Below are 24,181 nucleotides of genomic sequence, written 5' to 3'. Positions count from 1 at the left end.
AAGTGCTTCTCCGACGAGGGCATCACGCGCGGCGACCCCCACGAGGGCAACGGCGCAGGCATGCAGATCTCCGTCGACCAGGACGCCCGCATCGTCGTCACGACCGTACCGGCGGACGCCCGCTGGTCGAGGACCGTGTCGACCGGACCGCGGACGGTGCCGGGTCCGGGTCCGGGCTGAGGCGAACGCTCCGACGTAGTCGACCGCCGGTCAGCCCAGCGGCACGCCCAGCGCGCTCATGAACGGCACGGCGTCGACCGCCTCTCCGTCGACGCGGGTCTCGAAGTGCAGGTGGCAGCCGGAGGAGGCGCCCGTGCTCCCGAGGAGCGCGATCACGTCGCCGGCGGCGACCGTGTCGCCGACGTCGACGAGGACTCGCTGTTGTGGGCGTAGCCGGTCTCGATGCCGCCCCCGTTGTCGATCAGGATCCAGTTGCCGTAGGTGCCGAAGTACGTCGACTCCTCGACGACTCCGCCCGACGCCGCGACGATCGGGGTGCCGCACGAGGCGGCGAGGTCGGTGCCCTTGTGGAACAGGTTGACGCCCGAGACCGGAGCGTCGGGGCGTGGGCCGTAGCTGCTGCTGATGCGACCGGACACCGGGATCATCCAGCTGCCGGACGCGCCGTCCGCGGCGGCGGTCGACTCTCCCGCTCCGGCGGTGATCGCGTCGAGCGACTCGGTGGGCACGAGGACCTCGGGCTTCGCCTCGGCGGCGAAGGCGTCGCGGGTGACGGTGTGCTGCACGGCGCCGGCCGCGACGAAGCTCTGCGGACGCGCGGCCGCCACGGCGCTCGTCGTGTCGCGCACGACCTCGGGGTCGGAGGCACCCTCGACGGCGAAGGCCGGCATGGTCGTGGTGACCGCGATGCCGACGACGAACGCGTCATGGCCGCCATGGCGGAGGCGCGGGGCTTCGACGGTCGGCGGGAGGCGCGACGTCCGGCGGTCCGCTGGGCCTCCTGCTGGGCGCGCAGCAGGCGCCGGGTCGGCAGAGCGGTGGAGCTGTCGGTCTGCCCGACTCCCCGGGGGGAAGGGGTCGGGGCGAGATCCTCGTGGTGCACTGCAGTCAGAGTTTCCGGGTCGTTCGCAGCGCGGGGGCGGGGCGCTGCTGGGGCTGGGAACCGTCACGGCCGCGGTCTTCCGCGCCGTACGACCCTCCAGATTGCCCGAGGTGCTCGGGATTCGACCTGGGAGAGTGCTCAGCAGTCAAGCCCCTCCTCGGAGAGGCCTCGCCTTCGGACCCGTTCTGCGGGCCCGGTCTAGTACGACCCGCCGGTGAACACCAGCAGGGCGATCAGCCCGCCGACGGTGGCGGCGACGCCCGCGCCCAGGCGCCACCACATCCAGCGGTCGCGCCGGGGGCCGCGCATCGGGCGCCGCTGACCGTGCGTGCCGAGGAAGCCGGTGGGGTCGGAGGAGAAGACCATGCGTCCAGACTGCCGTGCTCACTCCGAGCGCGCGCGACTCTCGAACGCGACTCCCAGACGCCCGCGGGTTCCAGCTCAGTCGCCCTACTCGCTGTCGTCGCGCCAGGGAGCCACGTCGACCTCGTTGCCCTCGGGGTCGGCGAGCGTCCACCGCTCGGGCGCGTGGTCCCCGTTCGCGATGCGGCCTCCTGCGGCGAGTGCGGCGGCGATCCTCGACTCGACGACGTCGCGGGGGACGTAGAGGTCCAGGTGGATCGTGTTGCGCTCGGGGCGCGGGGCGGCGATCCGCTGGATCCAGACGTTCAGGCTCAGGGCCCGGGGGTCGGTGAGGTCGGCGTCCTCGACGGGGGAGTAGCCGAGCACGGCCCGCCAGAACGGACGCACCGCCTCCACGTCGACCGCGTCGATCGCGATCTGCAGACTCTGCACGAGGGACGGGGCGCCGCTGAGTCCGAGCTCGCGGGCGGCGGCAGAGATGCGGACGGCCAGTGCGGCGTCGCGGCCGCTGATGTCGCCGACGTCGTGGCTGATCAGGCGCACGGCGACGCCTCCATAGCGCAGATCGACGTCGGGGTGGTGGTCCGCGGCCTCGGCGATCTCCGCGACGGCGGCGACGAGGGCCGCCGTCGGCGAGGAGCGTGTCGGGAACCAGGCTCGCGCTCCGTCGCCGGCGAGCGCGCCGGTCTCGGTCCAGGGACGGCGCGGAACGCGCGGGCGAGAGTCGATCGGTCATGCCGCAGTTGTACGCCGGATCCGACGCGGCGCGCCACCGTCACCCGCGGACTCGTGCAGGCGCCGTACGGGACCGGCTCGGTACCGTGGGGGAGGACGGCCCGTCGAGGCCGACGAGCAGGACGACCATGGCGCAGACCAAGGGCGGCAAGGCCGGCAGCGACAAGGCGGTCGAGAAGCGGGCGAAGAAGGCTCTGAAGAAGGCCGAGAAGTCGGTCCGCGCGGCGCACGAAGCGGTGCGCGACTCCAGCAAGAAGCTGCGCAAGAAGGCGCGGAAGCTCGCCGAGCAGACCGAGAAGCTGCAGCGCAAGCAGGCCAAGGCCGCGAAGAAGGCGGAGTCGGCCGAGCAGGGCGTCCACCAACGAGCCGAAGCACGCGGCACCGGTCGCGGTCGCGGCGCCGAACACCGATCCGGAGCGGACCCCCGACCTCACTCCGCCGCTGCCGAGCGCGCCGCACGAGGACGAGCCGTCGTCGACTCCGACCCCGAGCACACTCCGGACCTGACTCCGCCGCTGCCGTCCGGGCACCGGCCTCCGCGGGTCTCTGCAGAACCTCGGCCGGGAGTGCTCGTCAGCCACAGTCGTGCGCGACGACCCCTCCTGGCCGAGGTTCTGCGCCACGCCGCCGGCGAAAGTGAATAGCCGGTAAATACATCCGGTGAGGTCGCCACGCGGCCCTCCGGCAGGCGCATCATTCCTGCGTGGATCCCTTCGTTCTGCTCGTCCTGGTCGTCGTCACCGCTCTCGCGTTCGACTTCACCAACGGCTTCCACGACACCGCCAACGCGATGGCCACGTCCATCGCGACCGGTCGCCGAAGCCGAAGGTCGCCGTCGCACTTTCCGCGTCCCTCAACCTGGTGGGTGCGTTCCTCAGCATCGGGGTGGCGCTGACCGTCACCAACGCGGTGGTGAAGATCCAGGACTCGTCCGGCGCACCGGACCCGGCGCTGCTCGAGGGCGGCGGATCCGCTCTGCTGCTGATCGTGCTCGCCGGGCTCATCGGCGGCATCATCTGGAACCTGCTGACCTGGCTGCTGGGACTGCCGTCGAGCTCGTCCGCACGCCCTCTTCGGCGGGCTGATCGGCTCGACGCTCGCCGGCCTCGGCGTCGACGGGGTCAGCTGGGCCGGCGACGGCTCGAAGCTCGACGGTGTCGTCGGCGAGGTGATCCTGCCGGCGCTGATGTCGCCCGTGCTCGCCGGAGCCGGTCGCGGCGATCGGCACCTGGCTGGTCTTCAAGGTGGTCGGCAACCTGGCCTCGAAGAGCCTGGACCACGGCTTCCGCATCGGCCAGATCGGCAGCGCGTCCCTCGCCTCGCTCGCGCACGGCACGAACGACGCGCAGAAGACCATGGGAGTGATCACGCTGGCGCTGATCGCGGCCGGCGGCTGGAGCGACACCGGCTCGGTGCCGTTCTGGGTCAAGCTCAGCTGCGCCCTCGCCATCTCGCTCGGCACCTACATCGGCGGCTGGCGCATCATCCGGACCGTCGGCAAGGGCCTCGTCGAGATCGACACCCCGCAGGGAATGGCGGCCGAGAGCTCGTCGGCCGCGGTCATCCTCGCCTCCAGCCACCTCGGCTTCGCCCTCTCTCGACCACGCACGTCGCGACCGGCTCGATCCTCGGCTCCGGCGTCGGACGCCCCGGCGCCCAGGTGCGCTGGCGCGTGGCGCTGCGGATGGTGATCGCCTGGGTGATCACGCTGCCCGCCGCCGGGCTCGTCGGCGCGGTGATGGTGGGGATCGGCCACCTCGCGGGCGGGGCGCTGGGCGGCCTGCTGATGGCGGCGATCCTCGTCGCGGTGGCCGTGCTGATCTACGTCCGCTCGCGCCGCGACGCGATCGGCTCGCACAACGTCAACGACGAGTGGCAGGACTCCCGCCGCCCGTCGGCCGAGACCCTGAACGTCTGACCCCCCCGAGATCTGAGGAGTAGCACCGTGCTCGCACTGTTCTTCGAGGCCGCCGGTCAGGTGGCGCTCGTCGCCGTCCTCCTCGGGGCCGGCCTGCCCGTCCTCTTCGCGCTGGGCGTCCGCTCGTTCGCGGTCGCGGGCGGTGCCTCCGGCGAGCAGCCGCGCCTCCCATGCCGCTGCTGCGCGTGCTCGGAGTCGCCTGCTTCGCGATCGTCGTGCTCGCGGTGGTCGTGGGGCTGAGCATCATCCTCGCCACGGGCTTCGGCCAGGAGGTTGACTTCACGCACGTGATCCCCGTCTTCGTCCCGAAGGACTGAGCATGAGCGAGCAGGTGACCGAGGGCGGTCTCGTCGCCCGCGTCGTCGGCTGGCTGCGGGCGGCTACCCGGCCGGTGTCCCCGAGCAGGACTACGTGCCGCTGCTCGGCATCCTGCGCCGCAGCCTCACGCCCGAGGAGGTCGAGCAGGTCGTCGAGCGGCTGGTGCACGACGCGTCCCGAGCGTCCGCGGCGGGCGTGCCGCTGGATCGCGCGCGGCTCCGACTCCGCATCGAGGAGATGCTGCTGGGCCCCGCGCTGCCCGAGGATCTCGTGCGCGTCTCCGTCCGTCTCGCGAGTGCGGGATGGCCGCTCGGGCTGCCGGAGGCGGACGCGCCGCGGGTCGGACTCGTCACCCGGATCGTGCGCTGGCTGCGCGCCGGCTACCCGGCGGGGCTGCCCGAGCAGGACTTCGTGCCGCTCGTGGCGCTGCTGCGCCGGCGGCTGACCGACGAGGAGGTCGCGGAGGTCGCCGCGGGGCTCGACGCCGAGGGCGCGCTGCCCGCGAGTCGGATCGACGTGGCGGCGGCGATCGCCCGCGTCACCTCGGAGCTGCCGTCGGACGCCGACGTCGAGCGCGTGCGACGCTCGCTCGCGGAGCGCGGCTGGCCGGAGGACTTCCCGGGCTGAGCTGCGGCACGGCGATCCCGCCTCGAGGAGGAGCGCCGGAACGCGACTCTCGAACCCTCGAGGGGGACGGGCGCCGCTGAAGGTGTTCGCTGACGAGGAGGGAACCGCGGATCCGGCCTCCGAGGCACGCGTGAACAGCTCTCACCCTCGGTTGCGAACCGCTCTCCCCGCAGAAGCGAGGTCTGCAGCCTCGAGGTCCGGCTGATTTCTCCGGATCCGCGGGCGAGCGACGGGGGTGGGGATCATCCGGGCACGGTGCATCGGCACCGGCGCTCAGTCGAGCAGCACTCGCGACGGGTACGCGTCGTGGCTGAAACAGAGGGTGAGGCCCGACGCCTCGAGGCCGCAGCAGCTGCTCGGAGGTGCGGTGGTGGGCCGCGGGGTCGTCGCTGATGAGGCGGGGGAGCGGGCGCAGGCGGTCGGACCACTCCAGGAACTCGCGGCCCCAGGCGGCGTCGCCGGCGAGCAGGAACCGGCCCTCGACGAGCGCGCCGAGGTGGCCGAGGGCGTGGCCGGGCGCAGGGCCACCACGTACCGGCCGTCGCCGAAGAGGTCGGCGCCGCTCACTCCGGCGACGGTGACCACGGGCTGCTCGTCGACGACGAGGCGCTCGGAGTCGGCGAACCGGGGCGGGATCAGCGCCGAGAACACGCCGTCGGTGAGGCGGCTGCGCTCGATCCGCTCGAGCTGGCCGCGCGAGAGGACGAGCGTCGCGTTCGGGAAGTACCGCAGTCCGCCGAGATGGTCGGGGTGCAGGTGCGAGAGCACGACGACGTCGATGTCGTCGGGCTCGAGCCCCCTCGCAGCGCAGCCGGGCGTCGATCGTCTCGGCGGGAGTGACGCGCCGGCAGGATCCGCCGGTAGAGGGCGCCGACGGGGCCGGTGCCCTGCAGGGACGGCGGGTAGCCGGTGTCGAAGAGCACGCGGCGGCCGCCGGGGTGCGCGTACAGGAAGACCGACCGACGGGAAGGTGCGGCGGGGAGGCCCTCGCCGCGGAACACGCGGGCGAGAGGAAGGTGGTGTCTCCGCACGCGAAGACGCGCAGGGCGGGCTCGCGCTCAGGCACGGGACGCGGCCCGGTAGTGCTCGCCGACGCGGCGGATGCCCTCGGCCAGCGGCACGGTCGGCTCGTAGCCGAGCTCGGCGCGGGCGCGCGAGATGTCGAGCGTCTGCGCGTAGGCGAGGGTGGCGACGGTGTAGCGGGTGAAGGGCGGCTCGGCGCTGCCGGGCAGCCTCGCGTAAACCCGCTCGAGCACCTCGGCCAGAGCGGTCAGGAGGCGCAGATCGACGGTGAGGAAGCGCGGGTCCTCTCCCATCGCGGCGAAGAAGGCGCGGAGCAGGTCGCCGAACGGGGTCGGCTCTCCGTTGGTGATGTTGTAGACGCTGCCGCGGGCGTGCTCCGTGCCGGCGGCGAGGACCAGCGCCCGGGCGGCGTTCTCGACGCAGGTCACGTCGACGACGTTGCGGCCGCCGTCGAAGAGCGGGATGCCGCGGCGGCGGTTCGCGGCGACGAAGCGGGGGATCAGACTCGGGTCGCCGACGCCGATCAGGCCGCGCGGACGGAGGATCACGAGCTCCCGGATCCGCCCGGCCGCGAGAGCGTGCTGCAGCACCTGCTCCGCCTCGATCTTGCTGCGGATGTAGAGGCTCATCCGGCTCGCGGGATCGAACTGGTCCTCGCGCACCAGGTGCTGGTGCCGGCGGGCCGAGTAGATGCTCGGCGACGAGACGAAGACGATGCGCGGGATGCCGGCGCGCTCGGCGAGGCCCACCATCGCCTCCGTGCCCGCGACGTTCGCCTCGCGGAAGTCGCTCCAGCGGCCCCACGGGCTCGACAGGGCGGCGGAGTGGACGAGCACGTCGGCGCGTACGGGGAGCGTCGCGAGGTCGGCGAGGTCGGCGGCGATCGTCTCGGCTCCGGCGGCGGCGAGGCGCTCGAGGGCGGGGGCGTTCCGGCCGGAGGCGATGACCTCGTCGCCCTCGGCGAGGAACGCGCGCACGGCGTGGCCGCCGAGGAAGCCGGTGGCGCCGGTGACGAGGACGCGGCGGGGGCCTGGTGCACGCTCAGCGGACATCGACGACCTCCAGGCCCTTCTTGCGGCCCCAGTACCAGAGCAGGATCCCGAGGTAGCCGAGCGCCTTGCCCTTGCGGATCGAGCAGCGGACGATCGCGCGGCGGTTCAGCCTCGCCTGCGAGCCCGGGATCACCCGGCAGACCTTCAGGTGCAGCTCGAGGTCCTCGTCGGTGTCGTCGATGCTCGAGCGCGGGAAGCCGCCGACCTCGAGGTAGAGCTCGGCGTCGATGGCGAGGTTGAGGCCGGCGATCATGAACATCCGGTAGCGCTGGCCCGGTCGGCGGTAGACGACGCCGGGCGCCCGCTCGAGGATGCGGATGAGAGCGGTGCCGATCACTCCGTCGTACCAGCGGTAGTCGGGCTCGTCGGTGCGCGGCGCGACGCGTCCGCCGACGAAGCGGAAGCCGGCGCGGAAGTCGGCCTTCAGCAGCTCGACCCAGTGCTCGTCCGGCAGCGAGTCGGCGTCGGTGCGCGCGACGACCCTCGCGCCGTGCGCGATCGCGTGCCGGAAGCCGGTGTCGGAGGCGGCTCCGGTGCCCTTCTGCGGCTCGTCGATCGTGAGCACGGGCCGCTCCGGACGCTCGGCGGCGAACGCGGCGATGACCTCGCGCGAGCGGTCGGTGCTGCCGTTGTCGACGAGCAGCAGGGTGAAGTCCTGGTCGGTCTGCGCCGCGAGGGCGTCGAGGGTGCCCCGGAGCAGCTTCTCCTCGTCGAAGAGGGGCACGACGACCCAGAAATCCACTCGGACCCCCTCCTGCCGTGACCGCTCCACCCTAACGAGCACGGAGGGCGCATCCCCGCTATACAGGGGGAGCGGCGACCTCCGACGCGGCCGGCGCAGGAGGGACGCGATCGTGTCCGACGTGCTCCCCGTCCGGCTCCTGGGCACCGGAGGCGCTGCCTCGGCGCGTCGTGCCGACCGCCGAGATCGCCGGACTCTGCGGTCTGGACGTCGACGAGGCGATCCGCCGCACCGGAGTCGTGACGCGGCACTGGCTCGCGGACGACGAGGACCCGCTCGAACTGGGGCTGCTGGCGGCCCGCAGGGCGCTCGCCGCAGCCGAGCTCGAGCCGCGCGATATCGACGTGGTGCTGAACGCGTCGGGCACGCAGCTGCAGGCGATCCCCGACGGGGGCGCGCTGCTCGCCGCCGGACTGGGCATGACCGGCGTCTCGGCGTACTCGTTGAACGCCACCTGCCTCTCGTTTCTCTTCGCGCTGCAGGAGGCGGGGTTCCTGCTCGCCACGCACCGCGCCGAGCGCGTGCTGATCGTGTCGACGGAGGGCGGCAGTCGCGGCATCGACCTCGGCCAGCCCGAGAGCGCCCTGCTGATCGGCGATGCGGCCGCGGCGGTCGTCGTGGGGCGCGCAGCGACTCCGGGGCAGGGGATCACGACGTCGCGCTTCGCGACGCGCACGAGCGGGTGGCGCACGCCGAGATCCGCGGGTTCGGCTCGCGGATCCGGATCGAGGAGGCGGCGGACCGGCTCGGGGACTTCCGCTTCGACATGGACGGGATCCGGCTGCTGATCGACGCGCTGCGGCACTTCCCGGCGTTCCTCGAGACCGTGCGGCCGGGGCTCGGCTCGGGCCTCCCGGGCATCGACCGGGTGGTGCCGCACCAGACGAGCGGCGCGGGGCTCGAGGGCATGGCGCGGCTGTGGGGGCGCGAGCGGATGGTGGTCACGCTGCCCGAGGTCGGCAACACGATCGGCTCCGCTCTGCCGCTGGCGCTGCATCGCGCGCGGGCGCAGGAGGAGTCGCTGCTGCTGGTCGGGACGGGCGCGGGGACGCACTACGGCGCGGTGGTGCTCCAGTGCTGAGGCGCGAGGCGCTCGAGGGAGGTGCGACGTCGTGGATCTCGAGGTCGGCCGCGGTCTGACGATCCCGGCGTCGGAGCTGCAGTGGCGGTTCTCGCGGTCGTCGGGGCCGGGCGGGCAGCACGTGAACACGTCGGACAGCCGGGTGCAGCTGACGTGGGACGTGGCGGCATCCGCGGTGCTGGACGAGTCGCAGCGGGAGCGGATCCTCGAGCGGCTGGAGCGGCGGCTGGTCTCGGGGACGCTGACCGTGACGGTGTCGGAGCAGCGGTCGCAGCTGCGGAACCGCGAGGTGGCGCTCGAGCAGCTGCGGGGGCTGGTGAGCTCGGCACTGGCACCGCCGGCGGCTCCGCGCCGACCGACCAGGCCGACGCGGGGGTCGGCCCGGCGGCACGCCGCCGCCAAGCAGCAGCGGTCGGCGACGAAGAAGCAACGGCGGCGGCCGACGGGGGAGTAGCGGCTCGAGGGTGCCGTCGAACGCTGCGTGGTGGTGGTGGTGGTGCGGCGAGGGTGGCCGGGCGCGTCGAGGCAGCACGGAGCGATGGAGCAGCAGGGCGGAATGGAGCAGCAGGGCGGCGCGGAGTCGGAGGCGCCCGGCGATGCGCGAGCCGACGCGCCTCAGACCGGCGCCGGCGGGTCGACGAACCGCGGTCGAGGGGTCGGCTCGGGTGGTCCTCCGGGGAGAGGCGCCGGTCGGGTGGTGACCCGGCGGCCGGTGGGAGTGATCCAGTCGGCGACCCCGTCGGGATGGAGGACGTAGGTCCACCGGTCGCCGTGGCGGACGTGGTGGTGCGCGACGCACAGGGAGGCGAGGTTGTGCACGTCGGTCGTGCCGCCGTGGCGCCACTCGAGGGTGTGGTCGGCCTCGGCGGTGGACGCGGGACGTGTGCAGCCGGGGAACCGGCGGGTCCGGTCGCGCAGCTGCAGGAGCAGGCGCATGCGCGGAGGCGGAACCCGGAGGGTGCGCCCGACGTCCAGGACCGTGCCCGTGCCCGGTGCTGCCGTGACGCAGGTGAACGTCGTTCCCGGGCCCGCGAGCTGCTGAGCGACGGCGGCAGGCACGGGTCCGTAGCCGTCGAGGTAGGCGGGGTGGTCGTCGAGCCCGGCAGCGGTGCTCGCCGAGAGCGTCACCCGCACCTCCGCTCGGATCCCCGGCACAAAGGTCGGAACGGCGGACGAGTCGCCGTCGACGGGCGTGGTGCCCGAGACGTCTCCGTCGCAGAGCAGATCGATGAGAGCGTCGGCGCGCAGCTGGGCGAGAGTGCGCCCGTCTCCGCTGACGGAACCGTCGCCGTCGCGGAGGCTCCGGGCGATGCGGTCCAGGCGGTGGAACGCGCCGACGGCAGCGGCGGCCGGCAGGTACGCCGACAGCGTCGCCATGCCGTCCACCTCGGGCGTGATCCACACCGATCGGTCCTGGCGGGCCCGGGCGTGGCGGTCGGCGAGCGGTTGCTCGTGCAGCTCCTCGCGGAGCCGCGCCACCGCGCGCCGCAGCTGGGTCGGCGTCATCGACACCGCGACCTCCGCGGCGCGCTCGTCGAAGGCTGCGCGCGAGGCCACGGGCAGGGTGGCGGCGGCGGAGCAGATCACCTGCCCGGCCTCCCAGCGGATCCGCGCCGCAGCGAGAGCCGCACGTGTGCGGGGAAGATCCTCGGTGAGCAGCTGCGCCTGCTCCAACTCCCGCGAGGCGACGCGCTCGGAGACACCGAGCGCGACCGCGAACTCGGCGCGGATCGATCGCTCGACCAGGTCCGCCGCCTCGCTGCGGCTCGCGCCTGCGCCGGGACCGCCTGCACCGCCCCGCGCGAACGCCTCCGGACAGGCGAGGGCCGCCCGATACCCGGCGTACAGCGCCTCGGCGGCGGCCAGGAGCACGGGAGCCGCGGAGCGCTACGAGTCGGGACGCCTCGTCCCCGCACTCGTGCACCTGCGTGAGGGCCGCCTGCGCTGTTCCGATCTCTGCCATACGCGTATTGAATCAGGGACCACCGACACCAAGGGGGCGGTCTTCGCCCGTCGACGACGATCCGGCCTCCGGACCACCCTGTGGAGGAGACCCGCGTCGCGATCCGCGACGCGGCGGGATCGATCGTCCGGACCCGTCACCCTCGAGGACGTCGGGGCTCGGCCGTTCGTCGGCCTCTCGGCTGGAGCGCTTCGGGCGTCGGGTCCGATGCGAGTCCCGACAGTGCTACCGCCCGCCGAGGCCGACGCCGCTGTCCTCGCACGAGGCGGTCCCCGCGGCGTCCTCTCGGAGGCAGGCGCCGTCGACGAGCGCGCGCTGTCCGAGGGGTTCGCCGAGCTGAACGGTGACGGGAACGAGGTCGTTGGCGGGACAGGTCCCCCCGGACGTCCCGTTCCAGGACGCGTCCACACGGATGACGACGTCCGCCTCACCGAGGGAGACGACGGGCGGCAGGGTCGCTCCGGTGACTCCTGAGGCGCACTCGGGCGGCTGACGAGGAGATCCACCTGCTCGATCCGCGGCGACACTCCGGACGGATCGGCGAGCTCCCAGACCGCGGTCTCGCCGACCGGAGACTTCTCGACGACGGGATCGTCGCTCTCAGCCGGAAGCGAGCATCCGGCCGGTGAGAGCAGCGCCGCGAGGACTGCGGAGGAGAGCGGGATGCGCCGGCCGGGGAGTCACGGAGCCACCATCTCCCACTTCTCCGGCGAGCGCCAGAGCGGCGAGACGGCCGACGCTCGAGGTGGACGTCCGCTGCAGCGCTCCCGACCGCCCCGCTTCACCGGGGGCGCCCGCGAGCTCCTGCGCCCGCCGCGTCCACGCGGACACGAGCAGTCCGAACCCGACGAGGGGAAACGCCGAGAGGTCGCGCTCCGACGGCGCTCGGGCGGACGGGTCCGGCCCCTCCCTCGACCTCCTGCGGATCGGGTCGCCCGGCGCTTGTCGCTCTCTTCACCTCCGGCGAGCGGTTTCCTCCGATCGGCGGGACGAAGCCAGACCGATGAGCCCACTGATCACGCAAGGGGCGCGGTGCCGGACTTCTCGTTCCTCCGGCCGCGTCGCGCGGCGGGAAGCTCTGCTCTCCGGGCTCGCCGCGACCGCGAGGCCTGCGCCTCGACGGGCCCGACGTCCGAGGTGACCAGCGTCACCGTCAGCGATCGCGAGGTCGAGCCGGGCGGCCTGTTCGCCGCGCTGCCGGGCCGGGGCGCTCCACGGTGCCGACTTCGTCGAGCGGGCGCGGGCGGCGGGGGCCGTCGCGGTGCTCACCGACCGAGGACGGCCGGCGGCGGGTCGACGGTCTGCCCGTGCTCGTCGCTCCGGATCCGCGCCGGGTGCTGGGCCCCGTCGCCGCGCGGGTCTACGGCACCGACTCCGCCCGCCCGCCGCTCTTCGGCGTCACCGGGACCAACGGCAAGACGACGACCGTGCACCTGCTCACGGCGGTGCTCGAGCAGCTCGGGCTGCGCGTCGGGCACAGCTCGACGGCGACACGGCGCAGCGGCCCCGTCGAGATCGCCAGCCGGCTCACGTCGCCCGAGGCGCCCGAGGTGCACGCGCTGCTCGCGCGCATGGTCGAGGACGGGGTGGACGCCGCTGCGCTAGAGGTCAGCGCGCAGGCGCTCACGCGGCACCGCGTCGACGGGCTGCGCTTCGAGGTCGCAGGCTTCACGAACCTCAGCCACGACCACCTCGACGACTACGCGGACATGGACGAGTACCTGCGGGCGAAGGCGCGGCTGCTGCGTCCGGAGCTGTCGGAGCGCGCCGTGGTGCTGCTCGATTCGCCGGCGGGCGGGCGGATGCGCGACCTCGCCGAGGTGCCGGTGGTCACGGTCGCGTCCGTCCCGGGCGCGGACGCCGACTGGCGGGTCGAGGTGCTCGAGGCGACGACCGACCGGACCCTGTTCCGGCTCAGCGGGCCCGACGGGTCGCTGACCACCTCCGTCCCCCTGGTCGGCCGGCACATGGCGGCGGATGCGGGACTCGCCCTGGTGATGCTGCTGTCGGCCGGGCATCCGTTCGCGGCGCTCGCCGAGGCGGTGCGCGACGGCATCGACGCGCGCGTGCCGGGCCGGTCGCTCCTGGTGTCGGGCGAGCGCGGGCCGCGGGTGTGCCTCGACTTCTCGCACACGCCCGACTCGATCGAGAAGACCGTGGCGGCGCTGCGCGAAGTGACCCCGGGGCGCGTGATCGTGGTGCTCGGAGCCGACGGCGACCGGGATCCGTCCAAGCGCGGGCCGATGGGGCGGGCCGCGGCGGAGGGGGCCGACGTGGTCGTCGTCACCGATCACCACCCGCGGTCGGAGGACCCGGCGCGGATCCGGCGCGCGCTGCTCGACGGGGCGCGCGACGGGAGCGACGTGCGCGAGATCGCGGAGCCCGCGGAGGCGATCCGTGCGGCGCTGGGCTCGGCCACCGACTCCGACAGCGTGCTCTGGGTGGGGCCGGGCGACACGGACTACCGGCTGGTGCGGGGCGTCGAGGTGCCGTACTCGCCGCGCCGCGACGCACGGGAGGCGCTGGCCGAGCTCGGCTGGGGTGAGGGCGCCGCCTGGACGGGGTCCGGCGGGGCGTGATCCGTCAGGGACGGTGGTCCCCGGGGGTGCGAGGCCGCCGTTCGTGACGGATGGGGGCGGTCCGTGATCCGTGGCGGAGGAGCAGAGCGGAGGGACTCGACAGGAGCCCGACAGCGGGCCGGAACGGGTGGTCAGGCGGTCGCGCGGAGGAAGGCGACGGCGCGGAGGTCGGCGTCGAGCAGTGCCGCCGGGCCGGGCCCGGGATCGTCGGCGTCGACGACGTGGAGGTCGTCGCCGAGGAGGGTGATCGGTGCCGTGACCGTGGGGCCGAGGAAGCCGACGCGCGAACCCGCCCAGGACCCGAGCGAGTACGCGTCGATCGCGCCCGCCAGGAGCCTCCGGCACGCCGAGCGCAGCGCGAGGATCGCGGTCTCGTCGCTGCCCTCGACGAGATCAGGCTCTCCCGCTTCCGCGAATGCCGCGTTCAGGGCGTCGAGCACCTCCCAGACCGACGCGTCGGAGTAGAGGGAGGCGAGAGCCAGCAGCCGCTCGCCCGGAACCCCCGCCGCGACCCGTTCGACGGCCGCCGCGACGACCTGGCGGGGCCGGCAGCCGCCGAGGAGGAACTCGGCCGCGGCCTCGCGAACGGGGTCCGCGGAGGGTTCCGGCGCGAGGGCGATCGCCGCCCGCACCTCCGCCGTGATCCGCCCCGCGAGCTGATCGGCGACCTCGACGTCGAGCACCGTGTCGAACAGCGCCGCCCAGCAGGTCCGCACGTGCAGACCGAGGCAGGCGCCGTCCTGGAGCAGGAGCCGGGCGAGGTCGACCGCCTCGGGCAGGTATTCGTCGGCCGGCGCCTCCGGAAGCAGGCCCCAGAGGTCCTCCTCCGTCAGCACGGCGAGGACCGCGTCGCGCACCAGGTCCCACTCGGGATCGGCGAGCTCGGGGAGCGCCGGTGCAGCAGCTCGCGGTGCTGCCTCTGCAGCCGTCGCAGCTCGCGGCCGTCCACTCCGATCCCCACCCCTCGAGCATGCCAGGGCCGGCGGAGGCTCAGGCCGCCGGGCGCTCCTGGAACCAGCGGACCAGCTCGCGCAGGGCGGGCAGGGTCATGCTCGTGTCGCGGTCGCCGGCGAGGTCCTCGAACGTGGTGCGGAAGCCCTCGGGCTGGCCCTCGGCGTCGGGGACGGCGGCGTAGGCCATCGACCACTCGGGGAACAGGCGCTCGGTCGTGGACTCCTTCAGCAGGATGCGGATCGACTCGTGCCGGGGATCGTGGGCGATCGCGTCCATCCGCTCCTGCACCGCGTCGTCGGGCCCCTCGAGCACCTGGAGGAACCGGCCGTCGCGGTACAGGAGCATGCCGGTGAGATCGACGCGCCCGTTGTCGGCGCGGCTCTGCTGCAGGAGCGACGCGAGGTGCGCCTCGTCGAACGGGGCGGTGGCGCGGCTGGCGTACACGAGGGAGAGCATGGGACCGGCTTTCGAGCGGGGACGTGTCCGAGCAGTCGACCACGATCGCCCGCCCCGCGCAGGGACTGGCTGCGCGGGGCGGGTGCTGCTATCGCGGCGGGTGGGGCTCAGACGCCCTGGTCCGGCTCGTACGAGACCGAGTAGCGGCTGCTCATGCCGGGGGACGCGTGCTGGGCGGCGGTCGTGACGACGCCGTAGCCGTCGTCCTCGTACGGGTCGCTCCCGTCGACGGTGCCGCTCCCGTCGGGTGCATCGCCCTCCTCGGGCGCCTCGCCGCGCTCGCCCGGACTGCCGAGCAGCAGCCGCGTCAGCGACTCCGCCGACGAGAGCAGGGTGTCGAGCGCCGCCGCGAGGTCGTCGTCGGTCGGAGCCGCCCCGCGCAGGGCCGCCGCGAGCACGCTGCGGCGCATCAGCTCCTTGGCGAAGGAGCCGGTGGTCCCCTCCGCGCGCTCGGCCGCGGCGTCGAGGGCCGCCTCGCTGAACGGGAGGGAGGCGGCGTACCGGCGGAACAGGCGGCGGCGGGCGTCGGGACCCGGCAGCGGGATCTCGACGCCGAGGTCGACCCGGCCCGGTCGGGCGGCGAGAGCGCGCTCGAGGACCTGCACGCGGTTGGTGGTCATCACGAAGGCCACGTCGGCGTCCCCGTCGAGGCCGTCGAGGGCGTCGAGCACCTCGAAGAGCAGCGGCTGCAGGCTGTGCGCGCGCTCCATCGCGACGAGGTCGATGTCCTCGAGGACGACCAGCGCCGGCGGGAAGGTCCGCGCGATCTCGGCCGCGGCTCCGATGAACCGGATGCTCGATCCGGTGAGGACGACCGCGGTCGTGCCCGGGGTGCGGGAGAGCAGGTGGCGCACGGTCAGCGTCTTGCCGGTGCCGGGAGGGCCGTAGAGCAGCAGCCCGCGCTTGAGGTGCTGGCCCGCCGCGAGCAGCTCGTCGCGGTGCTCGCCGATGCCGACGACGTGGTCGACGACGGACTCGAGCACGCCGTCCTCGAGCACCACGTCGCCCGCCGCGACGTCGGGCCGCGGCAGGAAGGTCGCACCCGCGTGGCGCCCGAACTCGGAGCCGGCGAACGACAGCACCTGGCCGCGCAGCACGCTGTGCTCGACCATCAGGGCGTGCAGGCGCCGGACGAACGCGGGCACGGCGTCCTCGTCGGCCGCGAGGATCTCGAGCGACGCCGCCTCGCGCCCGGTCTGCGGCATCGCGTCGCGCTGCAGCACCGCGAACGGCACGCCCTCGACGCGGAGGAGCCGCACGCCGAACGCGATCACGCGGCGGTCGGTCAGGGGGCCGGTCGCGCGGGTGGCGTAGGTCACGGGGCCCGGGGCGAAGCGGGTGTGCGGGTTGCCGAGCATCTCGCCGATGGAGGAGTGGAACCGCTGCTCGCCGCCGCCGACGCCCAGGACCGACGCCTCGGCTCCTCCGAGCGCGTCGAGGGCGAGGTCGGCGTCGACCAGGCGGTGCGGCAGGACCTCCTCGGTGGTCACCGCGAGCGTCGTCGCATCGGTGCCGAGGTGCTCGCTCACCGCGTCGCCGAGCGGGGTGCGCTCGGCCGTCTGCTCGGTGGCGGCGAGCGCCTCGACGCGCTTCAGGTAGCGGGACACGACCCGCATCAGCTCCCGGTCGGACTCCTCGAGCATGCGGACCTTCCCCCTGGCGGTCCCCCGCCGTCAGGAGCGACGCTAGCGCGCCCGGCCGCGCGGTGAGGGAACCCCGGCCGGTCGAGGGAGCCCGCAGATGCGGGTTCCCTCGACGGTCGGGGGTTCCCTCGGCGCAGGCGCTCGGCGGCGGCGGCGGGACCGCGGGCGGAGCGTGCGCGGAGGAGGCGCGGAGGAGGCACGGAGGAGGCACGGAGGAACAGCGCAGACCCGTCCCCTACCGTGAGGAAGGACGCACAGGAGGAGACATCATGACCGAGCAGATCGGGATCCCCGAGGCCGCCGCACTCGAGCGGACGCGGCGCACCGTCGCGATCCTGGGCGCGGGAGGCGACCTCACCGAGCGGCTGCTGCTGCCGGGACTGGGCCGCGTCGCCGAGCTCGCTCGCGACTCGGAGGTCACCCTCATCGGAGCCGCCCGGACGCCGCAGAGCGACGAGGAGTGGCAGGCGCTCGTGCGCCGCAGCCTCGAGGACGCGGGGATCGCGGCGAGCACCGTCGACGACCTCTCCTCGCGGGCCCGCTTCGTCGCGACCGACGCCTCCGATCCCGAGCAGCTGACGGCCTTGCTCGACGCCTGCCCCACGACGCCCGTGCTCTACGTGGCCCTCCCGCCCGCGATGGGCCACGCCGTCGCGGAGTCGCTGGCCGCGATCGAGCTGCCCGAGGATCTCGTCGTCGCGATCGAGAAGCCGTTCGGCGAGGACCTCGACGACGCCGTCGCCCTGAACGCCGCACTCGCGGCCGTGATCCCGGAGGACCGGCTCTGGCGCGTCGACCACTTCCTCGGCAACGCCACCGTGATGGGGATGCTGGGCCTGCGCTTCGGCAACGCGCTGCTCGAGGCGGGCTGGAGCGCCGAGCACGTCGAGAAGGTCGAGATCGTCTACGACGAGACCCTCGGCATCGAGGGGCGTGCGAAGTTCTACGACGGCACCGGGGCGCTGCGGGACATGCTGCAGAGCCACCTGCTGATGGTGCTGGCGCTGACCGCGATGGAGCGCCCCGACGAGGTCTCGCCCGAGGACGTCCACGCGCGGATGGCCGAGGTCCTCGGGGCCGTCCGGCTCTGGCGCGACGACCCCGACACGGCCCGCCGTGCCCGCTACACGGAGGGGCGGATCGACGGCCGGCTCCTCCCCTCCTACGTCGACGAGCCCGACGTCGATCCCGACGCCGGCACCGAGACGCTCGCGCAGCTGCTGCTGCAGGTCGACACGCCGCGCTGGGCGGGCGTGCCGTTCGTCCTGCGCTCCGGCAAGGCGATCGGCGACCCGCGCTCCGAGGTCGCCGTGCACTTCCGCCCCTCGACGCCGCCCCGCGGCCTCCGCTCGACCGAGGCCGGCGCGGGGACGGTGCTCAGGATGTCGCTCACGGGCGGCGACGTCGCGCTCGACCTGCTCGTCAACAGCGCCGACGACCTGACCGGCCTCGAGCGCACGACGCTGCGGGCCGAGCCCGGCGCGGCGACCCTCGACGCCTACGCGCAGGTGCTCGCCGGCATCCTGCAGGGCGACACCCTGCTCTCGGTGCCGGGCGACGTGGCCGAGCAGTGCTGGCGCATCGTGACCCCGGTGCTCGCGCACTGGGCCGACGGCGCCGCTCCGCTCGAGGAGTACGCGGCGGGGAGCGCCGGTCCCGAGGGCTGGTGAGCGCCGACGTCCTGGCGGCTTCCTCGACGGTGATCGTCCGTCGCCGCCCCTCGGGCGGCGCGGCGCGCTGGCACTGTGGAGCGGTGCGGAGGATCCGCACGCCGGAGGACGGCCGACCTCGCGAGGGGGAGCGATGCGCAGGACCACGACGCCGGAGCGGCACGGGCGGACGCGAGGGGGACGCTCGTGATCACGATCCACCTGCGCTACCGGATCGATCCGGAGCAGATCGACGTCTTCACGGACTACGCGAATCGCTGGATGGTGCTGGTCGAGCGCTTCGGCGGACAGCACCACGGGTACTTCCTCCCGTCGGAGGGGGACAGCGACGAGGCCTTCACGCTCTTCACCTTCCCGTCCCTGGCCGACTACGAGCGGTACCGGATCGAGTCCCTCACCGATCCGGAGTGCCTCGCGGCCTACGAGCTGGCCCGCGACTCCCGGTGCATCCTGCGCTACGAGCGCCGCTTCCAGCGCCCGCTCTTCCCGGCCGGGGCCTGAGGCCCTCCCGCGCGGTGAGGGAACCCCGGAACGTCGAGGGACCCGCTGTTCCGGGCTGTCTCGACGGTCCGGGGTTCCCTCACGGAGGGGGGCGGGGGATCGGCGGGGGGAGCGCGGCGGGACGTCAAGTCCCCTCCGGACGAGGGGCGGGTGGGGTGGACTGGGAGCGACGGCCCGAGACCCGGCCGGGGAGCAGCAGGAGACCATGCCCGATCAGTACACCTTCACGAACCCCGCGACGCAGTACCCGAACACCACCCCTCCCGTGCAGCACCAGGAGGAGCCCGGCCTGCAGTCGCGGCTCGACCCGCGGCCCGACCTGGGCGAGGACAGCTACCGCGGCACCGGCCGGCTGACCGGGCGGCGCGCGCTGATCACGGGTGCCGACTCCGGCATCGGAGCGGCGGTCGCGATCGCTTTCGCGCGCGAGGGCGCCGACGTGGCGCTGGCCTACCTGCCCGAGGAGGAGGAGGACGCGCAGCACGTGATCGAGCTGATCCGCGCGGCGGGCCGCACCGCGGTGCCCCTCCCGGGTGATCTGCGCGACCAGGGCTACTGCACCGACCTCGTCGAGAAGGCCGTCGAGGGGCTCGGCGGGCTCGACGCGGTCGTGAACGTCGCGGGCAAGCAGGTGTGGCAGGAGGACGTGCTGCAGCTCAGCGACGAGCAGTTCCTCGAGACGTTCCAGGTCAACGTCCTCGCGATGTTCCGCATCGTGAAGGCGGCGGTCCCGCACCTCGCCCCCGGGTCCACGATCATCACGACCGCGTCGGCGGAGGCGCACACGCCCGCGCCCGACCGGCTCGACTACGCGATGACGAAGGGCGCGATCAACAACCTCTCGAAGGGGCTGGCGCAGCGGCTGGCGCCGAAGGGCATCCGGGTGAACGTCGTCGCGCCGGGTCCTACCTGGACCGTGCTGCAGGTGACGGACGGCGTGGACCCCGAGAGCCTGCCGGACTTCGGCTCGAGCGAGTCGCCGATGGGCCGTCCAGCCCAGCCGGCCGAGCTCGCGCCGGCCTACGTGTTCCTCGCGTCGGCCGAGTCGAGCTTCGTCGCGGGCGAGACGCTCAACGTGAACGGCGGCATGCCCACGCCCTGACGTCCCGGCACCGACCGCCCGTGCGCGTCCGCCGAGGCCGCCCTCCTGCTGCTGGTCGAGCAGCCCCGCAAGGGCGATGTCGAGACCCACCCGCTCCAGGCACGTGGATCTCGATACCGCGCGCTCCGCGCGCTACTCGATCAGCGAGGGGGGCGAGGCGTCCGCGCGCGCCGGGGGTGGGCCGTCGGCCGATCCGTCGCGAACGGCTCCTGCCGCTCGCTCGGAACGACCGTTCGCGACCGATCGAGGGCACGGGACGACCGTTCGTGACGAACGAGAGGCGGAGACGACCGATCGAGAGGCGGGGACGACCGTTCGCGACGGTTCAGCGGCCGGGGCCGCGCCCGCTCACACCGCGCGCGTCAGCACCAGCACCGTCACGTCGTCCTCGTTCGTCCCGTCCTCGGCCCCGGCGCTGATGCGCGCGACCGCGTCGGCCGCGTCCGTCGACTGCGCGACGAGCGCCGCGACGTGGCGGAGCGACTCCACCCGTCCGTCGTAGAGATCGAGGATGCCGTCGCTGCAGCTCACGAGCGAGTCTCCCGGCAGCAGGGTCAGCTGCGCGGTCGCCCACGGCTCGTCCGAGTCGATGCCCACCGGCAGGTTGTGCGAGGCGAGGCGATCCCAGGTGCCGTCGGCGCGCACGTGCAGGGTGAGGCCGTGCCCCGCGTCGAGGTAGCGGACCGTGCCGGTCGCCTCGTCGAGGCGCGCGTGGAACAGGGTGGCGAAGGAGGCGGTCTCGCCCAGGTCCGACGACAGGCTCTCGGAGGCGCGCGACGCGGCCACCGAGAGGTCGTCGTGGCCGCGCGCGCTGCGCACGACGGCACGGACGGTCGCGGCGATGATGCCGGCTCCGACTCCCTTGCCCATCACGTCGCCGACCGTGAAGGCGGCTCCGCCCTCGATGTCGTACCAGTCGAAGAAGTCGCCGCCGATGGCGCGCGAGGGCAGGCAGACGCCGGCGAAGGCGTAGCCGAGGACCTGCGTCCGCTCCTTGGGCAGCAGCGCCTGCTGCACGACCGAGGCCTGGGTCAGCTCGAGGTGGGTGAGCTTCTCGCGGGCGCTGATGTCGGCCACCCGCTCCCGCGCCATGCGGGCGAGGTCGTTGACGACCGCGGCGGCCAGCCCGAAAGCGCCCGCCGAGAAGAACCCGCGGGCGATCTCGTTGGGGTTGTCCTCGAGCGTGGATCCGAGGACGAACGGCAGCACCAGCCCGGCCCCGACGCCGAGGCAGGCGAGGGCGACGTGCCGTCGGCCCGGTCCCGCCGCGACCCACACGGTCGGCAGCACGGCGAGGGAGGCGAAGATCGACGCGTCTCGCCGGTCGCGAAGCGCAGCACGCCCACGACCAGGAAGTCGAGGGCGGGGATCAGCAGCGTCGCCCGCCCGAGCGGATCCACGCGCGGCAGCACGGCCGCGAGCACCGTCGCCCCCAGCATCATCACCACCGAGCCGATCAGCGCCGGCGCGCTCGTCACCTCGATCGTCGGCACCGTGACGCTGAGCACGACGGCGAGCGAGGAAGAGCCCGAGCACGGGCAGCTGCTTCACCAGCGGGATCTGCCGGTCGAAGCCGTTCGCGGTCAGGGCGACGGAGTCGACCGCGGGGAGCGTGCGTGCGCGCCGGTGCGCGGGGTCGGACTCACGACGCGGAGGAGGGCCGGTGCTTCGCGATGGTCCAGACGTTCCGGCCGTGCTCCCGCTCGTGGTCGAACGAGTCGACCAGGGCCTGGATGAAGGGGATCCCGCGTCCCGACTCGGCGAACTCGTCCGGCATCTCGACGACCGTGTCGGTGTCGACGAGCGGCGGGTCGGCGGTGTCGACCAGCACGGCGCGCAGGACGCTCTCGTCGGCCTCGAGGCGCAGCTGGCAGATGATCGTGGTGGTCGAGGAGGCGTGCTGCACCACGTTCGAGACGAGTTCGATGAGCGCGGTCTCGAACATCATCCGCTCCATCTCGTCGACGTCGGTGCGGTCCTGCCACAGCGTCTCGAGGGCGTCGTGCACGGCCTCGACACCGTCCGGAGGAGTCCGGAAGACGATGGAGCGCTCAGACACGGTAGGCGTCCTCGGCGCTCTCGAAGCTCGCCAGCACGCGGTCGAGGTTCGAGAGCTTGAGGACCATCGACACCTGCGGGCTCGGAGCGGCGATGCGGAGGTCGCCCCCGGCCTGGCGGGCGCTCTTGAGGCAGCCGACGAGGGCGCCGAGTCCGGAGGAGTCCATGAACTCGATGCCGCTGAGGTCGACGACGACGCGGTTCTCGCCCTCCTCGATCACGCGGAGCACGAGGTTGCGCAGCTCGGGGGCCGAGACCATGTTGAGCTTGCCCTCGCCGCGGACGACGGCGATGTCGGGCTCGATCTTCTCGGTGGTGAACGTCATGCGGACTCCTTCTCGGGAACGGGGGACTCCTCGGGGAGAAGCCCTGGTAGTGGACGGCCTGGAACAGGACGCTGAGCACGACCAGATCGTAGACGGCCCAGGCGATGTTGACTCCGGTGCCGATCGGCTCCGCCCCGTTCACGACGAGGTGGAAGACGCCGACCACGATCGCGATCACGAGCAGCACCATGACCACCAGCTGCACCTTGATCAGGCGCCACGGCGTGCCGGTCGACTCCTGCCGGGTCTTCAGGGTGACGGCGAAGCCGAGCGGGATGCGCAGGATCACGTTGTTGACCGCCGTCCGGCAGGCCTCGAGCCAGACCGGGAACAGCGCCAGGCTGTACTGCTGGCCGCGCCAGGTGGGCGTGCCCTTCGCCGAGACGAGGAAGAGCAGCTGGTTGGCGATCATGAACGGGATGAACCGGACGAAGAAGTCCGCCGCCAGCGAGGTGACCGGCAGGATCCCGAGCACCAGGAACACGATCGGCGCCGCGAAGTAGACGACCGCCGCGTAGCCGCTGAGGTAGCTCCACATCGTGGCGAAGTACATCAGGCGCTGCGGGATCGAGAGGGCCCGCTGCAGCAGCGGGTTCTCGCGGAGGAACACCTGCATGGTGCCCTGCGCCCAGCGCAGCCGCTGCACCAGCATGGTGCCCGCGTCCTCGGGGGCGAGGCCGTCGGCGAGCAGCTCGTGGTGGTAGACGGTCTTCCAGCCGAGGCCGTGCAGGCGCATGCAGGTCGCCATGTCCTCGGTGACCGAGATGGTGGCCAGCGGCATGATCGGCTGGGCCTCGTCGGGCCGGTCCACCGCGATGCCCTGCAGGACCGCCTGGACGGACTCGAGCGCGTTCAGCGGCGAGAGCTCGCGATCGGCGAGCGACGAGACGATCGCCTCGATGTCGACGATCGTGTCGCCGTCGCCTCCGTCGGCCCGCGCGAGCGCGCGGATCTCGGCGAGGTCGTTCTCGAGTCCGGCGACGTCGGAGGCGACGAGGGAGTAGCTGGCCTCGTCGACCGCGCGGTGCAGGTCGTAGGTGATCGAGCCGATCGGCTCCCCGGAGGCGAGGGCGGTGCGCCCGTGGGCGATCGCGGCCGACACGTCGTCCAGGGCCTTCGCCACGGCGGCGTCGCGGGCGGCGGGGTGGCTGCGGGCCTTGGCCACGGCGCGGGAGGCGGTGCGCAGGGCCCGGGCGATGCTCCGGTCGAGCTCGCGGATGTAGCCGGTGATGCCGAGCTGCATCAGCGCCTCGCGGCGGAGGATCGCGTTGGAGCCGCAGAAGAAGGCGGCGTTCCAGCCGTCCTTGCCCTGCTGGATCGGCCCGTAGAAGAGCGGCGCCTGGCTGCCGAGCGGGTCCCCGGTGGCGACGTTCGAGAAGACCTGCGGAGTCTGGACCAGCGCCACCTCCGGGTCGCGGAAGTAGCCGAGCGTGTGCTCGAGGATCTCGGGCCGGGGGATCTGGTCGGCGTCGAGGATCAGGAGGAACTCGCCCACCGTCTGCTCGAGCGCGTTGTTGAGGTTGCCCGCCTTGGCGTGCCGGGGCATGTCCTTCCACGCCTGCGACCGGGTGATGTAGCCCAGCCCGGCTCCCTCGGCGGCCGCGCGCATCTCGGGCCGGTCGCCGTCGTCGAGCACCCAGGTCGAGTGTGGGATCCGCGCGGCCTGCGCCGCCAGCGCCGTCTCCATGACGAGCTCGATCGGCTCGTTGTAGGTCGTGATGAAGATGTCGACCGTGGCCTCGGGGTCGGGCTCGGGGGGCGCCGGCCGGCCCCGCGCGCGCCACATGGTCATGCCGTAGAGGCAGACGTCGATGAGGCTGTAGGTCTCGGCCGCGATCAGCGGCACGGCGATCCACCAGGCGTCCCAGTTCAGGGACGCGACCCAGCGCCAGGCGACGTAGTTCACGCCGAGCGCGATCGTGAGCAGCACGATGATGCGCAGGAGCAGCATGCGCCCCGGCGAGACGAGCGTGCTCTCGGTGCCCGGCCCCGTCACTCCGCTCTTCT

Annotated in this window: 23 protein-coding genes and 3 pseudogenes; 11 read left to right on the top strand and 15 right to left on the bottom strand. The window is 73.5% G+C overall.

The genetic code is table 11. The annotated features are described in order from the left end of the window. Positions 1-210 precede the first annotated feature (210 nt). The 3 genes and pseudogenes from AC0CII_RS13910 to AC0CII_RS13900 all read right to left on the bottom strand — a co-directional run bounded on the left by AC0CII_RS13910 (position 211) and on the right by AC0CII_RS13900 (position 2,026). Positions 211-608, bottom strand: a pseudogene (locus AC0CII_RS13910) (M23 family metallopeptidase). Positions 609-1,261: 653 nt separating this feature from the next. After that, positions 1,262-1,429 carry a hypothetical protein gene (locus AC0CII_RS13905; RefSeq protein ID WP_207407402.1) on the bottom strand — a complete coding sequence of 56 codons (168 nt, stop codon included), beginning with the start codon at positions 1,427-1,429 and terminating at the stop codon, positions 1,262-1,264. An 84-nt stretch (positions 1,430-1,513) separates the two neighbouring features. Beyond that, positions 1,514-2,026 (bottom strand): VOC family protein, encoded by a 513-nt coding sequence (locus AC0CII_RS13900; protein WP_465230916.1) that lies wholly within the window; start codon positions 2,024-2,026, stop codon positions 1,514-1,516. A gap of 221 nt (positions 2,027-2,247) precedes the next feature. Between AC0CII_RS13900 and AC0CII_RS13895 the strand changes: the two genes are divergently transcribed. The 4 genes and pseudogenes from AC0CII_RS13895 to AC0CII_RS13880 all read left to right on the top strand — a co-directional run bounded on the left by AC0CII_RS13895 (position 2,248) and on the right by AC0CII_RS13880 (position 5,024). Further along, positions 2,248-2,805 (top strand): hypothetical protein, encoded by a 558-nt coding sequence (locus AC0CII_RS13895; RefSeq protein ID WP_465229777.1) that lies wholly within the window; start codon positions 2,248-2,250, stop codon positions 2,803-2,805. 59 nt (positions 2,806-2,864) lie between these two features. After that, positions 2,865-4,079: pseudogene (locus tag AC0CII_RS13890) on the top strand (anion permease). A gap of 170 nt (positions 4,080-4,249) precedes the next feature. Continuing rightward, entirely contained in the window at positions 4,250-4,396 is a 147-nt protein-coding gene (locus tag AC0CII_RS13885) for a hypothetical protein (protein ID WP_465229776.1), read from the top strand. A 94-nt stretch (positions 4,397-4,490) separates the two neighbouring features. Next, a complete protein-coding gene (locus AC0CII_RS13880; RefSeq protein ID WP_465229775.1) occupies positions 4,491-5,024 on the top strand; it encodes a DUF3349 domain-containing protein in 534 nt (177 codons plus the stop codon). A gap of 273 nt (positions 5,025-5,297) precedes the next feature. Here the strand turns inward: AC0CII_RS13880 and AC0CII_RS13875 are convergent, their stop codons facing one another. Genes AC0CII_RS13875 through AC0CII_RS13865 form a run of 3 tightly spaced genes read right to left on the bottom strand, consistent with a single transcriptional unit; the run spans position 5,298 to position 7,823 of the window. Then, complete coding sequence (locus tag AC0CII_RS13875) at positions 5,298-6,086, bottom strand: MBL fold metallo-hydrolase (protein WP_465230915.1); 789 nt, start codon at positions 6,084-6,086, stop codon at positions 5,298-5,300. After that, a complete protein-coding gene (locus AC0CII_RS13870; protein ID WP_465227362.1) occupies positions 6,083-7,099 on the bottom strand; it encodes an NAD-dependent epimerase/dehydratase family protein in 1,017 nt (338 codons plus the stop codon). The genes AC0CII_RS13875 and AC0CII_RS13870 overlap by 4 nt, the downstream gene beginning before the upstream one ends. Continuing rightward, complete coding sequence (locus tag AC0CII_RS13865) at positions 7,089-7,823, bottom strand: glycosyltransferase (protein ID WP_465229774.1); 735 nt, start codon at positions 7,821-7,823, stop codon at positions 7,089-7,091. The genes AC0CII_RS13870 and AC0CII_RS13865 overlap by 11 nt, the downstream gene beginning before the upstream one ends. A 188-nt stretch (positions 7,824-8,011) precedes the next feature. On the opposite strand from AC0CII_RS13865, the gene AC0CII_RS13860 reads away from it, so the two are divergent. The 3 genes from AC0CII_RS13860 to arfB are packed head-to-tail and all read left to right on the top strand — an operon-like array spanning position 8,012 to position 9,376. Beyond that, entirely contained in the window at positions 8,012-8,629 is a 618-nt protein-coding gene (locus tag AC0CII_RS13860) for a hypothetical protein (RefSeq protein ID WP_465229773.1), read from the top strand. After that, the gene (locus AC0CII_RS13855; RefSeq protein ID WP_465229772.1) at positions 8,608-8,922 is read left to right on the top strand and encodes a 3-oxoacyl-[acyl-carrier-protein] synthase III C-terminal domain-containing protein; all 315 of its coding nucleotides are present in this window, start codon (positions 8,608-8,610) and stop codon (positions 8,920-8,922) included. The genes AC0CII_RS13860 and AC0CII_RS13855 overlap by 22 nt, the downstream gene beginning before the upstream one ends. 31 nt (positions 8,923-8,953) lie before the next feature. After that, on the top strand, positions 8,954-9,376 hold the full coding sequence (arfB, locus tag AC0CII_RS13850) for an alternative ribosome rescue aminoacyl-tRNA hydrolase ArfB (RefSeq protein ID WP_207407409.1): 423 nt from the start codon (positions 8,954-8,956) through the stop codon (positions 9,374-9,376). 161 nt (positions 9,377-9,537) lie between these two features. Here the strand turns inward: arfB and AC0CII_RS13845 are convergent, their stop codons facing one another. Together AC0CII_RS13845 and AC0CII_RS13840 are read right to left on the bottom strand one after the other, a co-directional pair. After that, on the bottom strand, positions 9,538-10,794 hold the full coding sequence (locus tag AC0CII_RS13845; protein ID WP_465229771.1) for an HNH endonuclease signature motif containing protein: 1,257 nt from the start codon (positions 10,792-10,794) through the stop codon (positions 9,538-9,540). Positions 10,795-11,485: 691 nt separating this feature from the next. Next, entirely contained in the window at positions 11,486-11,716 is a 231-nt protein-coding gene (locus AC0CII_RS13840) for a hypothetical protein (RefSeq protein ID WP_465229770.1), read from the bottom strand. A gap of 476 nt (positions 11,717-12,192) precedes the next feature. On the opposite strand from AC0CII_RS13840, the gene AC0CII_RS13835 reads away from it, so the two are divergent. Continuing rightward, complete coding sequence (locus AC0CII_RS13835; protein WP_465229769.1) at positions 12,193-13,464, top strand: Mur ligase family protein; 1,272 nt, start codon at positions 12,193-12,195, stop codon at positions 13,462-13,464. Between the two features lie 131 nt (positions 13,465-13,595). Here the strand turns inward: AC0CII_RS13835 and AC0CII_RS13830 are convergent, their stop codons facing one another. From AC0CII_RS13830 to AC0CII_RS13820, 3 genes are all read right to left on the bottom strand, one after another. After that, the gene (locus tag AC0CII_RS13830; RefSeq protein ID WP_465229768.1) at positions 13,596-14,321 is read right to left on the bottom strand and encodes a hypothetical protein; all 726 of its coding nucleotides are present in this window, start codon (positions 14,319-14,321) and stop codon (positions 13,596-13,598) included. Positions 14,322-14,454: 133 nt separating this feature from the next. Beyond that, on the bottom strand, positions 14,455-14,874 hold the full coding sequence (locus AC0CII_RS13825; protein WP_207407380.1) for a BLUF domain-containing protein: 420 nt from the start codon (positions 14,872-14,874) through the stop codon (positions 14,455-14,457). 107 nt (positions 14,875-14,981) lie between these two features. After that, the gene (locus AC0CII_RS13820; RefSeq protein WP_465229767.1) at positions 14,982-16,517 is read right to left on the bottom strand and encodes an AAA family ATPase; all 1,536 of its coding nucleotides are present in this window, start codon (positions 16,515-16,517) and stop codon (positions 14,982-14,984) included. Between the two features lie 269 nt (positions 16,518-16,786). Between AC0CII_RS13820 and AC0CII_RS13815 the strand changes: the two genes are divergently transcribed. From AC0CII_RS13815 to AC0CII_RS13805, 3 genes are all read left to right on the top strand, one after another. After that, entirely contained in the window at positions 16,787-18,187 is a 1,401-nt protein-coding gene (locus AC0CII_RS13815) for a glucose-6-phosphate dehydrogenase (RefSeq protein ID WP_465227369.1), read from the top strand. A 186-nt stretch (positions 18,188-18,373) separates the two neighbouring features. Continuing rightward, positions 18,374-18,688: an NIPSNAP family protein gene (locus tag AC0CII_RS13810; protein ID WP_465227370.1), complete on the top strand. Its 315-nt coding sequence runs from the start codon at positions 18,374-18,376 to the stop codon at positions 18,686-18,688. A 205-nt stretch (positions 18,689-18,893) separates the two neighbouring features. Continuing rightward, positions 18,894-19,790: an SDR family oxidoreductase gene (locus tag AC0CII_RS13805; RefSeq protein WP_465229766.1), complete on the top strand. Its 897-nt coding sequence runs from the start codon at positions 18,894-18,896 to the stop codon at positions 19,788-19,790. Positions 19,791-20,138: 348 nt separating this feature from the next. Here the strand turns inward: AC0CII_RS13805 and AC0CII_RS13800 are convergent, their stop codons facing one another. From AC0CII_RS13800 to AC0CII_RS13785, 4 genes and pseudogenes are all read right to left on the bottom strand, one after another. Next, positions 20,139-21,341 (bottom strand): PP2C family protein-serine/threonine phosphatase, encoded by a 1,203-nt coding sequence (locus AC0CII_RS13800; RefSeq protein ID WP_465229765.1) that lies wholly within the window; start codon positions 21,339-21,341, stop codon positions 20,139-20,141. A gap of 91 nt (positions 21,342-21,432) precedes the next feature. After that, entirely contained in the window at positions 21,433-21,798 is a 366-nt protein-coding gene (locus AC0CII_RS13795) for an ATP-binding protein (protein ID WP_465229764.1), read from the bottom strand. Positions 21,799-21,841: 43 nt separating this feature from the next. Continuing rightward, positions 21,842-22,174: an STAS domain-containing protein gene (locus tag AC0CII_RS13790; protein ID WP_465230914.1), complete on the bottom strand. Its 333-nt coding sequence runs from the start codon at positions 22,172-22,174 to the stop codon at positions 21,842-21,844. A gap of 31 nt (positions 22,175-22,205) precedes the next feature. Further along, a pseudogene (locus AC0CII_RS13785) lies at positions 22,206-24,125 on the bottom strand (glycosyltransferase family 2 protein); the annotation flags it as partial. Positions 24,126-24,181: the final 56 nt, after the last annotated feature.

It is taken from the genome of Rathayibacter sp. AC182 (assembly GCF_979253875.1).
Note: the sequence above shows the minus strand (reverse complement) of the source record. Positions and strands in the feature narration are given on the sequence as shown.